The sequence below is a fragment of the Bacillus sp. RO1 genome (genome assembly GCF_012524115.1).
GTDB lineage: Bacteria > Bacillota > Bacilli > Bacillales > Bacillaceae_I > Sutcliffiella_A.
In genome coordinates this window covers 1-11,288 of the sequence record NZ_JAAZWB010000039.1, presented here as the reverse complement: position 1 = coordinate 11,288, position 11,288 = coordinate 1, and the positions used below count along the sequence as shown (strand labels likewise).

The following is an 11,288-nucleotide window of genomic DNA, read 5'->3' as shown; positions in this document are numbered from 1 at the left end:
CACCTTTCCTCCTTTTTTCTCGTCACTGAGTTCTTCATAACTTCGTTGAGGACACCTTTCCTCCTTTTTTATCGTCACTGAGGTCTTCATACCGGCGATGAGGACACCTATCTTCCTTTTTTCTCGTCACTGAGGTCTTCATAACATCGATGAGGACTCCTCTCCTCCTTTTTTCTCGTCACTGAGGTCTTCATAACAGCGATGAGGACTCCTCTCCTCCTTTTTTCTCGTCACTGAGGTCTTCATAACAGGGATGAAGACACCATTCCCCCTTTTTTATCGCCACTGAGGTCTTCATAGCAGGGATGAGGACACCTTTCCTCCTTTTTTATCGCCACTGAGGTCTTCATAACGGCGATGAAGACACCTTTCCTCCTTTTTTCTCGTCACTGAGGTCTTCATCTCAATGAATCGAGCATTCCATTATTTGATAATTTCTTAAACAATAAAAAACCATTCGGAATCTACATCCGAATGGTTCCTAAATAACTATTAATGATGGTGCCCATGATCTCCATCATCTTCATCTTCATGTTCTTCCTCTTCTGCTTCCCTTGCCAAGATAGCATCAATTTCTTCTTGACTGAGATCCCCAACGACCATTTGCTTGGTAGGCATTACATGCATGTCACGAGCTGTCACATGGGATTGTACTCGGTACACTCCTTTATCTTCAAAAGAATGCTTCACTTCGTAAACCCCATCACCAACATGTTCCGCATCAAGTAGAACACTGTTTTCTTTTCCTTGTTCCACATTCCAAATCTCAAATTGCACTTCTTTGGCATCTTCCACTTTTTCATCGCCTTGCGTCACTAAGGTCTTAACCGTAACTTCCTCTTTTTCTTTCACATTTTCCGGAAGTTCCATTTCAACCTCTACGATTTCGATCGATGTTTCCTCATCAGGTGCACTTGTACACCCGACCAACAATAATAAAAACGGAACAACAACTAACAATAATTTCTTCATATTATACAAGACACCTTTCTTACCCTAACCAGGCTTTTAGACGTTTTATTCTAACAAAAACAAGCTTATCTAATATAAGCACCACGATAATAGAGATTCCAACCAACGGCATGACCAGTCCTAGAACTAGCATGATAATGGTAACGGCCCTTTTTATCTTGATATCAACATGTCGACCGGGAGCACCTAAACTGTTTTCCGGCTTTCTTTTTCTCCACATAATCAGGGAGCTTACCATCATTCCAATCAGTCCGATACATAGTAGAAGGCCTACCAGTTGATTAGCCAAGCCAAATAATTTACCTTCGTGGAGGGCGATTCCAAGCGTTATGGCCTTCCCCATCATTCCATAATCCGCATACCTGACATCTGTCAGCACCGCTCCGCTATATTGATCTACATGCAAAGTGGCATTATCAAAGGGCTTGGAGTGGGAAGAAGAAATTGTAAACACTCCCGTTTCCCCTTGTGGCATGGAGATGGAATATGGTTCTTGAACATCTTTCATTTCCGCGATTCCTGCTGCGTCATTTAGAGTTAATGGGACATATTGAATATTTTCCGATGTAGGAACGGGAACATTCTCAGCAGCCCATGGTACATCTTCTGCAACATCCTTTGTCACGGTAACGGATTCTGGCTTCGGTCCAAAGCTAAAAGAGAAAGCCGGATACCCGGTATTCGTTGCTGTTGCGACTCGATTGATTTGCTCCCCCATGACACCTGACCATGGAAGTCCTGTCAAAATTAAGACTAAAAGTCCAATAGAAAGCCAGAATGCTGGTACCGCATGCATGTCACGCCAGAACATTCGGCCTTTGCTTCTTAATCTTGGAAGAAACGTTCCCCAAATGGAGGCACGGTTGCGCGGCCACCATATATAGAGCCCTGTTAAGATAAGAATAATGGCCCAACAAGCAGCAAGCTCCACCATACGGTTTGCAACAGTCCCTCCTACAAGCAATTCACTGTGCAATTTCACAAAGATAGTCATCAATTCTTTTTCAACTGGCAGATCCCCCATAACCTTTCCTGAATAAGGGTCTACAAAAACACTGACAGATTGACCATCTTGCATGGTAGAAAACTTAGTTGTACGGTCCTCTTCATCCAAAATGGACACTCTGCTAATGGAAGCACCAGGATATTCTTCGCGGACTTTTTCAGCCTGTGCATTCACAGACAAGGTTGTCGCCTTTGTCTCTTCCACATAATAAAGATCCTGGTACATATAGGATTCAATCTGAGGTTTAAATAAGTAAGCGGCACCACTAAATGCCAGAATGATTAAAAAAGGGGCAAAAATGATTCCAGCATAAAAATGCCATCTCCACATTGTTTGATAGAGGCCATTTCTGGTCTGATTTTTGCCTTTATCTTGATGTGTAGGATTCTCCATAAGCATACTCCTTCAATTTTTCTTCGTATGCTTACATTCTGACGGGCAAATGTGAAAAAAGAATGAAGGATGATTAAAAAATGAACAATGGAATTTCTACTGTGACAACCGTTCCTTTACCAAGCTGTGAATCCACCGAAATACTTCCATCATGCTTACTGACAATCTGCTGCACGATGGAAAGTCCCAATCCGGTTCCGCCACTTTTTCTAGTCCGGGCTTTTTCGACTCGGTAAAACCTTTCAAAAATATACGGAAGGTCCTCTTCTGGAATCCCTATTCCTTCATCCTCCATTTTCAGGACTCCCATCGTTTTACCTTCTTCGAGTGAAATCCGAATGGTCCTGTTATTAGGGGTGAATTTAATTGCATTGTTCAAAAGATTTTCTACTACTTGATCCAGTCTCCGATAATCACCATTCACGACTACTCCTTCATCAAGTTGAACTTCTGTTGCAAGATTTTTGTCATCTAGCTTTAAACGCAAGCGGTCTAGCACCTCTTTTACCAATTCTGCAAGTATGACAGGTTCCTTGTTCATCGGATACGAATCTCCCTCTAGTTGAGCAAGATCCAACAGGTCATGTACAAGGCGATCCATTCTATCCGTTTCTTTCTTTATCGTTTCTGCAAACTTTTTAGTAGGAATGATGCCTTCTTCCAATGCTTCACTGTATCCTTTTAGGTAGCTGATTGGCGTCCTTAATTCATGGGATACATTACCCAGAAATTCACGTCTGTTCCTGTCGACTTCATCAAGATTAGAGGACATTTTATTAATGGACCTGCCAAGGCTTGCAATCTCATCATCGCCTGTAATAGATAATTTTTTAGAAAAATCCCCTTGGGCAATATCTTTTGCTACTTTCTCCATTTGCTTAATGGGGCGAACAATTCTATTGGTCATCTTCGTTCCGACATAGGTAAGAAGCAAAATCAATAGGACCATTCCAATCAATAGTAGGTTTCTAATTGGTTGAAAAGCTTCGGTAATTGCCGTTAGAGGCATATATAGGAAAATAACAGCTTCCAGTCTATCATTTATTCTTAACGGAATAATTACTGCACGAATTTCCTGTTCCAACGCTGTATGGTATTTCGTAAAGGTTAAGGTCTCTCCCTTCATCAACTCCTGCCTTTCATTAAAGGTAATAAGGTTCTCTTCTGCAAACGAATCAAAAGGAGCCCCACTTGCAAGCAGCATCGGATCATCTGAAAAAATAATGGAGGATTCTGAACTGAGCTCTAACCAGTCCAGCCGCTCCAAAAATGTCTTCCTACTCTCTTCATAGTAAACCTCCTCCAAGGTTTGACCTTGCTTCATCAACAAATCCGTCTGCTTTTCAATATATAATGTTTGATAAAGGTAGTACGAGACTCCCCCCACCAGGATGATGGTCAGTAAAGATACAGATAGGATGGTTAACCAGATTTTATTACGAATGGATAAAGTGTTCATGCATCTTCTCCATCGAACTTATAACCAATGCCCCATACTGTTTTTATTTTTGCTCCTGCATCCTTAAGCTTAAATCTCAACGTCTTCACGTGAGTATCCACTGTACGGAATGAGCCCTTTTCGGTATCTAGCCCCCAAATGACATCATGCAGCTGTTCTCTTGAAAATACCTTCCCTTCATGCTCCATTAAAAATAGTAAGAGATCGTATTCCCTTCTGGCAAGGTTCACCCGTTCCCCTCCAATAAGCACTTGCCGAGCGCTTTTCTGAACGGTTATTTCAGAAAGGGAGACCACATCAAAGAATGCTTGATTGGATCGACGAAGCAATGCCTCCACCCTTGCCAAAAGTTCCTTAGGACTGAAAGGTTTCATTACATAATCATCCGCTCCCAGCTTTAAGCCCCTAACTTTATCCCATTCATCACTTTTTGCTGTCAGCATAAGGATCGGCATCATGTATTTTTCACGGATTTTTTTACAGGCAGTAAAGCCGTCCATGACTGGCATCATCACATCAAGGATAATTAGATCCACCTCGTGATCGTAAAGCAAGTCAAGCGCCTCTTCTCCATTTTCCGCATGAAGTACTTGATAGTTTTCCTTATGAAGATACATATCTAGCATTTCCCTCATATCTGCTTCATCGTCCACCACCAATATTTGAAAGGCATCCTTCATTCTCCCTCGCCTCCTTTAAATAAAAGATAGGGACCATTCGTAATTGCATACTTGTTTACAACATCTAAGCTATCTTGATCTAGTACAAGTATTTCATCTCCATCTAGACTTGAAACATACAAGTCGGTTCCATCGGCAATCATATAGCTTGGGTTATCCCCAACATTTATTTTCTTTTCTACCTCGTATGTGTCTGGGTTAAATTTTGTCAGGCTGTGATCCCCATGACTTAGGACATAGATGGAGGAATTTCCGCTCACCTGGGAAATTTGAATGGGCATCAGTCCAGTTGTCACAGATTTTACTTCCTTGCCTGTTTCCGGGTCATAGGCGAATACATTTTCATTCATTTCACCTGTAGCACCATGGCCGCCTGTCCACACATACTTTCCATCAAAGTGCAATCCTTCTGGCCTCTCATTCACCCGAAAAGTGTTCGTAATTTTATTCGTAGAAGTGTCCATCACATACACTTCCCCGCTTTTTGCAGCGAGGACAAATAAGAGCTTACCGTGGTGTACCATTTTTGACGGATACTCTCCCACACTGATTTCCTCCATAATTTCTTTCTTCTCCACATCTATCACTTGTATGTGATTTGCTTTTCCATTTACCGTGTAAAGATTTCCCTTTTCGTGATCATATGTTAATTCAAGAATTCCCGGGTCTATATCCATGTATGGAGAAACTTTATTTTCATTAATATTGATTTCATAGAGGCTTTCTTCTTCTTTGACAGAAGCCACAAATATCCCTGATTTGATTTCTACAATTGCTGAAAACCGGATGGGCAAACTTACTTTCTCTTCATTACCTGTAGATAGATCCAGGGCTGTTATAGCATTTTCTTTCAAATGGCTGATATATAAGACTGAAGCTTCGTTCTTCATTTTCGGCAATGCAATATCAGAGCTTGTACATCCTGATAACATCACTATCATGATAAAGGCAAATATGATTAAAGGATATCTCAACCGTAACACTCCTAAACAGAAATATAACCCTTATTTTACTCCAAAAATGTGAATAAAGTGTGAGTAAAAAAAGATGATTCCATTTATTAGAATCACCTTTTACCCATGCATCATTCAGTTTCATAATATTTATTCTTATAATGACTTAGCGCATGCAATGGCCAGATATACTTATAGCTATGGTAATGGATATAGTACCCGCCTGGAATTCCTGCACCTGTTGGATAGGTGCTTCTCCAATCATTTGCTTCTAGTAAACTTAATAAAGAGTAAATTCCCTTTTTAATTTTAGGAGTTGGAATTTCTGAAGCAGAGATGAGAGCATCTAAAGCCCAAGCGGTTTGAGAAGGAGTGCTGTGGTGCAAAGGAATATAACGTTTCTTGCTATCACTTTCACACGATTCTCCCCAACCCCCATCCTCATTTTGTATGGAAAAAAGCCATTTCACAGCACGGCTGATTAGGGGATCATCACTTGATACGCCGATAGCCTTCAAGCCTGTAATGGCCGCCCAAGTTCCATAAATATAACAATTCCCCCATCTTCCGTACCAGGAACCGTTCTCCTCCTGATTGTGCTCCAACCACTCCTTTGCTTTTCGAAAAACATCGGACTCCTGAGGAATGGTTGTATACTCTCCTAGAAAATATAAGGTTCTTCCTGTTAAATCAGCAGTTGAAGGATCGAAAAGCACTCTGTCTTCATATTCAAAAGGGATGAAAGATAATAGATAGTTATCCGTGTTCTTTTCAAAAGCGGACCAACCACCATCATCATTTTGCATGGTCAAGATCCATTCCACTCCCTTGCTCCAAGCATGTTTAAAGTGATTATCTGTACCTGCCAAAGGGGTTATAGCCCTCAAAGCAGCGGTCGTGTCATCAATGTCTGGGACAAATGTGTTGGTATCCGAAAAGCCCCATCCACCAGGTGTGACTTCTGGATTTTTGATAGCCCAATCCCCATATTTCTGTTGTTGTTTAGAAGAAAGATAGTTGCTTGCTTGCTTGATGGAAGCATGTTGATGTGGAACTCCAGCTTGCTGCAAAGCTGCTGAGATCAGGGCAGTGTCCCAGACAGTGGAGGGAGAATTTTGAATAAAAACTTGGTCGGCATTTCTACAAAGATAGGCTTTCATCCCTTGAAATGCGTTTTCTATGAGAGGGTTCCTTTTATCGTAACCTAGTGCAAGTAGCGCAAAAACCATAAAGAAACTTGCACTGAAATAACTATACAGCGTTCCATTTTCTTCGATTCTTTCTAGAATATAGTCTTCTGCTTTATTAAAAGCTTTTTGCTTAAGTATTTCCGGTGAGCCTGCGAGTTTTTTTAGGGTATTTTTAAAATAAAGTTGAAGGTTTTGCATGTCTTCTAAAAGCCGTTGATCCTCAGCATCACTTCCTTCACCCTGTAAGTGCGTGAGGTTCGGTGTTCGTGAATGGACATAAGAATAGTTCAGATTACTACAAATTAATATTGGTAACCAGTGTGCTCTTGCATATCCAACAAGCTGATAGATGGAGATGGGGGACCAGCTTGGCAGAAACATGATTTCAATCGGTATTATTTTTATGACACTAGGCCATTTGATTTGCCCTGTGATTGCAAGCATCATTTTGGTCAACCAATCACTTTTGGCTAACCCTCCATTTTCTCGAATAAATCGCTCCGCTTTGCGCATATTGGCAGCATCCTTGGCAACGTATCCTGAATACAATAAAGAAAAGTACCCCTCTATGGTGGCACTGAGGTTCCCTTCATCCTCATCTGGGTACACTTTCCAAGCCCCATTGGACTCTTGCTGTGACTTGATCCGTTCCACTAGTCTCTTAACCATTACTTCCTCGTCCGTCAGTTCAAGGATTCTAATCAAAATAATCATATAAGCATCCGTCATAATGCTTCCTTCAAAGCAAAAATTCCAAGTACCTTTATCCGTTTGCTTGCTGAGAAGGTTGCTTATCATATCTTTAAGCTTTTCGTTTATTTTATCTAACGGCTTCATATGTCCCTCCACTATGTTCACGCCATACTAAAACTTATGTACGTTTACACAATTTAGAAGGCTAGAAGAAGTCCAATTTAAATCATCATATCGCTAACTCTTCCTGTTCTTTTATTCGCTTCAAGGATTAACGCATCGATTTCTTTATTGATTCTTATCAATCGATCATGTAATGTGGTGACATCTTGCTCTCGTTTCAAATTTTCCAGCCTCTTTAATTCTCTTTCTAGTTGAACCATTTTTAACTTTGTATCTGATATGGAATTTTTATAATTCATTCTTTCCGTCCCCCTCTTCTGTTAGGTCTAACTTTGCTCCTAATTTGCTAGAAAAACAACTATTAATGTGTTGTTTGGAAACCCCAAAAATTCACATTGCTTTGAAGCAGTCATTCCAGTATAATTTGGTGTGGAAATTGAATAATAAAATGGTTTATTGTGGATTTTTCTAGAGATATCTCTATTTTCGCCACACAATTGTCTTCGGGCAGTTGTGTGGCTTTTTTGTATTTCACATCAATGAAAGGGGGTAACTAAGATGAAAACTTGGCATTACGCATTAATGGTATTTTTTGGTGGCTGCTGTCTTGGCATTCTGTCTACATTCGTGAAGCTCGCTTATGCTGCCGGGTATTCTATGAGTGAGGTAACAGGTAGCCAAGTGTTAGTTGGTACCATCATAATCTGGATCGTCACTTTGTTTATTAAAAAGAAAAAATTACATATCATGCAAACAATGAAACTTGTGTTAGCAGGGATACCTATGGGGCTAACAGGATTGTTGTATTATCAAGCCTTACAAACACTAAAAGCTTCCCTTGCTATCATTTGTTTGTTTCAATTTATTTGGATTGGCACATTGATGGAATGGATCTTTTATAAAAAACGTCCTTCATCAGGTAAAATTCTCTCGATTGTGATATTACTTACCGGATCTGTCTTAGCTGCAGGACTTTTTGAGGACAAGATAGAGTCGATTTCATTGCAAGGAGTTCTATGGGGAATACTTTCCGCTTTCACATTTTCCATTTTTATATTTTTGAGCGGTATCATCGGTAAGGACATTCCTGCCATTCAAAAAAGTGCTCTTCTTTCCACCGGGGGCTTAATCGTTACGTTTATATTCTTTCCCCCTTTCTTTTTAGTCGATCAACCAACAGTTTTAGGCATCGCTCCATATGGATTAATTCTAGGTATATTTGGTGTAGTGCTTCCCCCACTTCTCTTTTCCATCGGGATGCCGCATGTGGGGCCAGGCCTTGGAACGATTCTTACCGCCTCCGAGCTCCCTGTCGCGGTAATCATGTCAGCCCTGGTATTATCAGAACATATCAGTATGTATCAATGGGCTGGGGTTTTTCTTATATTAGTCGGGATTGTGGTCGGAAATAGAAAGTACTAATTCCTGAACCTTATTTGTTGCTCATCAATGGGCTGTTAAGTTAATAATAGAAAATAAGATTATACCGAGAGGAAGGGTTCCATGACGAGAAAAAATTGGATAAAAGCGATACTTCTTGCGATATTGGTAGGTTCCTTGTTGTACATCAACCACACCTATCTAAATATCAGCCCAGAAGGAATTCGAGAATGGATTCTATCCTTTGGTATATTTGCACCGATAATTTACATCATCTTGTATACGATCCGCCCACTTATCCTGTTCCCCGCCTCTATTCTATCTTTAGCTGCAGGACTTGCTTTTGGGGCATTTGGAGGAACAGTTTATACAATTATTGGTGCCACACTAGGAGCTATCGTCTCTTTCCTGGTTGCAAAAAAATTTGGCAAGCGGATGATAAAAAATCAAACCTCGAATGTGAGAGTCCAAAAGATTCAATCACAAATGGAGGAAAATGGATTTTTCTATGTGCTCCTGCTTCGTTTAATTCCCCTTTTCAACTTTGACCTGATAAGTTACTTAGCAGGGCTTTCCAAGGTGAAGCTTTCGCATTTTATTTTGGCTACCGTGATTGGGATTATTCCAGGTACTTTTGCTTACAATTTTCTTGGGTCTAGTTTTGTCGGCGATAATAAATTTGTCATTTTCATAGCAGTTATCGTTTTTGTTTTAATTAGTGTACTTCCATTAATTTTCAGTAAAAAGGTCCGAGGTAAATTAGGTTTTACCAAAAATGGAGGGTGAGAGGTGAAGATTCATCATGAGAAAATATGATCTTATAGTCATTGGAGGAGGAGCCGGAGGATTAACGGTAGCCGCCGGTGCCGCTTCTTTAGGAGGAAAAGTTGCGTTAATTGAAAAAGAAGAGCAGCCTGGCGGTGACTGTTTACATTTCGGTTGCGTTCCATCCAAGGCTCTTATTGAAATCGCAAACCGCATAAAAAGTGCCCGTTCCCTCGAAGAGTTCGGAGTTCACGTTTCAGAGAATATTAAAATAGAAACTGTCATGAAGAAAGTAAAGGAAGCAATTGACCATATTCAAGTACATGATGATGCCGACCGTTTTCGTAAATTAGGGGTCGATGTTTATATTGGAATGGGGGCTTTTCACTCTAAGAATGAAGTCATTGTTAATAATAATGAAATCATTTTTGGGAAGAGAATTGTCATTTCAACAGGTTCACGGCCTTTTGTTCCTCCAATTCCTGGGTTAAAAGAGAATGGATATATCACCAATGAAACCATCTTCTCTTTATCAACATTACCAAGAAGACTTTTAGTGTTAGGTGGCGGGCCGATTGGAATTGAAATGGCGCAGGCGATGGCGAGACTAGGAAGTAATGTGACGGTTGTCGAGAAATCTGATGGTATTTTAGTAAAAGAGGACAAGGAAGTACAGCATCTCATGAAGGATGTTCTTTCTAAAGAAATGGATTTGCTCTTCAAGGCTACTGTCAGATCTATTGAAGCTGGTCAAAATGGGAAAGTTGTTCACCTTACCATGGAACCAGGAGAAAAGGAAACCTCTATAGAAGTCGATGAGATACTGGTTGCAACAGGAAGAACACCTAATTCTGACAAACTTCAATTAAATAAAGCCAATGTACAAACAGATAACAGAGGGCATATTAAAGTAAATGAACGCCTTCAAACAAATATCCCCCACATCTATGCGATAGGGGATGTGAACGGTACATTACCCTTTACTCATGTAGCTGGGATGGAGGGTAAACAAGTCGTCCAAAATGCCTTGCTTGGATTGAGGAGAAAAATAGATTATTCAAATGTTCCTTGGGTCACCTACACTTCACCGGAAGTATTTCATTTAGGTTTAACCGAAGAAGAAGCAAAAGAAAAAAATCTGAATTATGATGCTTATAAGGTGGATTTGTCAGAAGTTGATCGTTTCGTAACAGATCATCAAACAACTGGATTTGTAAAAATCATCACGGATAAAAAAGGTCAAATAATTGGGGCTCATGCCGTTGGAAAACATGCTGGGGATTGGATGCAAGAGGTGGTATTTTCTAAACAGTTTAATAAGAAAATAGGCAGCATATCCAATGTCATACATCCATATCCAAACCATAGTGCAGCGGTTCAACGGACAGCAGATGCCTTTTGGAGAAAGAAGCTGTTTGAAGGGTTTCTGCCGAAGGTGATGGAGAAGTATATTAGGTGGTTTAGGTAGTTCAAAGAGGCTGGGACAAAACTAAAAAAGCCTAATAAAAGACGAACAATTTAGGTGTCATAGGTATTGGCTCTGAATACCGCTGTTGATCTCCACAAATGGCTTCGCTTTCCTAGGGGCGGTGCTTGAGCCTCCTCGCTCCGCTGCGGGGTCTCAAGCTACCGCTATCTCCCTCAGGAGTCTTCGCCTTTTGCTCCAATCAACAG

At 40.5% G+C, this 11,288-nt stretch carries 10 protein-coding genes; 3 read left to right on the top strand and 7 right to left on the bottom strand.

The annotated features are described in order from the left end of the window. Window positions 1-492 precede the first annotated feature (492 nt). The 7 genes from HC179_RS03400 to HC179_RS21140 all read right to left on the bottom strand — a co-directional run bounded on the left by HC179_RS03400 (window position 493) and on the right by HC179_RS21140 (window position 7,690). Window positions 493-972 carry a FixH family protein gene (locus tag HC179_RS03400; RefSeq protein ID WP_168863065.1) on the bottom strand — a complete coding sequence of 160 codons (480 nt, stop codon included), beginning with the start codon at window positions 970-972 and terminating at the stop codon, window positions 493-495. 19 nt (window positions 973-991) lie between these two features. Further along, window positions 992-2,371, bottom strand: coding sequence for a PepSY-associated TM helix domain-containing protein (locus HC179_RS03395; RefSeq protein WP_168863064.1), 1,380 nt, complete (start codon window positions 2,369-2,371; stop codon window positions 992-994). A gap of 73 nt (window positions 2,372-2,444) precedes the next feature. Further along, a complete protein-coding gene (locus tag HC179_RS03390; RefSeq protein WP_168863063.1) occupies window positions 2,445-3,830 on the bottom strand; it encodes a sensor histidine kinase in 1,386 nt (461 codons plus the stop codon). Continuing rightward, window positions 3,827-4,510, bottom strand: a complete 684-nt coding sequence (locus HC179_RS03385; RefSeq protein WP_168863062.1) for a response regulator transcription factor — start codon at window positions 4,508-4,510, stop codon at window positions 3,827-3,829. Before HC179_RS03385 ends, HC179_RS03390 begins: the two co-directional genes overlap by 4 nt. Beyond that, on the bottom strand, window positions 4,507-5,484 hold the full coding sequence (locus HC179_RS03380) for a YncE family protein (RefSeq protein ID WP_168863061.1): 978 nt from the start codon (window positions 5,482-5,484) through the stop codon (window positions 4,507-4,509). Before HC179_RS03380 ends, HC179_RS03385 begins: the two co-directional genes overlap by 4 nt. A gap of 110 nt (window positions 5,485-5,594) precedes the next feature. Further along, entirely contained in the window at window positions 5,595-7,490 is a 1,896-nt protein-coding gene (gene shc / locus HC179_RS03375; RefSeq protein ID WP_168863060.1) for a squalene--hopene cyclase, read from the bottom strand. A gap of 77 nt (window positions 7,491-7,567) precedes the next feature. After that, the gene (locus HC179_RS21140; protein WP_277351297.1) at window positions 7,568-7,690 is read right to left on the bottom strand and encodes a hypothetical protein; all 123 of its coding nucleotides are present in this window, start codon (window positions 7,688-7,690) and stop codon (window positions 7,568-7,570) included. Between the two features lie 337 nt (window positions 7,691-8,027). Here HC179_RS21140 and HC179_RS03370 point away from each other — a divergent pair, with 337 nt between their 5' ends. The 3 genes from HC179_RS03370 (at window position 8,028) to HC179_RS03360 (ending at window position 11,082) form a co-directional block, all read left to right on the top strand. Further along, window positions 8,028-8,891 carry an EamA family transporter gene (locus HC179_RS03370; RefSeq protein ID WP_168863059.1) on the top strand — a complete coding sequence of 288 codons (864 nt, stop codon included), beginning with the start codon at window positions 8,028-8,030 and terminating at the stop codon, window positions 8,889-8,891. Between the two features lie 81 nt (window positions 8,892-8,972). Next, on the top strand, window positions 8,973-9,635 hold the full coding sequence (locus tag HC179_RS03365) for a TVP38/TMEM64 family protein (protein WP_168863058.1): 663 nt from the start codon (window positions 8,973-8,975) through the stop codon (window positions 9,633-9,635). Between the two features lie 16 nt (window positions 9,636-9,651). Continuing rightward, a complete protein-coding gene (locus HC179_RS03360) occupies window positions 9,652-11,082 on the top strand; it encodes a dihydrolipoyl dehydrogenase family protein (RefSeq protein WP_168863057.1) in 1,431 nt (476 codons plus the stop codon). Window positions 11,083-11,288: the final 206 nt, after the last annotated feature.

Bases quoted from the DNA above. Each gene is read 5' to 3' on its own strand.
- HC179_RS03370 (WP_168863059.1), top strand. From the start codon at position 8,028: ATGAAAACTTGGCATTACGCATTAATGGTATTTTTTGGTGGCTGCTGT.
- HC179_RS03385 (WP_168863062.1), bottom strand. From the start codon at position 4,510: ATGAAGGATGCCTTTCAAATATTGGTGGTGGACGATGAAGCAGATATG.
- HC179_RS03390 (WP_168863063.1), bottom strand. From the start codon at position 3,830: ATGAACACTTTATCCATTCGTAATAAAATCTGGTTAACCATCCTATCT.
- shc (WP_168863060.1), bottom strand. From the start codon at position 7,490: ATGAAGCCGTTAGATAAAATAAACGAAAAGCTTAAAGATATGATAAGC.
- HC179_RS03360 (WP_168863057.1), top strand. From the start codon at position 9,652: ATGAGAAAATATGATCTTATAGTCATTGGAGGAGGAGCCGGAGGATTA.
- HC179_RS03365 (WP_168863058.1), top strand. From the start codon at position 8,973: ATGACGAGAAAAAATTGGATAAAAGCGATACTTCTTGCGATATTGGTA.
- HC179_RS03395 (WP_168863064.1), bottom strand. From the start codon at position 2,371: ATGGAGAATCCTACACATCAAGATAAAGGCAAAAATCAGACCAGAAAT.
- HC179_RS03400 (WP_168863065.1), bottom strand. From the start codon at position 972: ATGAAGAAATTATTGTTAGTTGTTGTTCCGTTTTTATTATTGTTGGTC.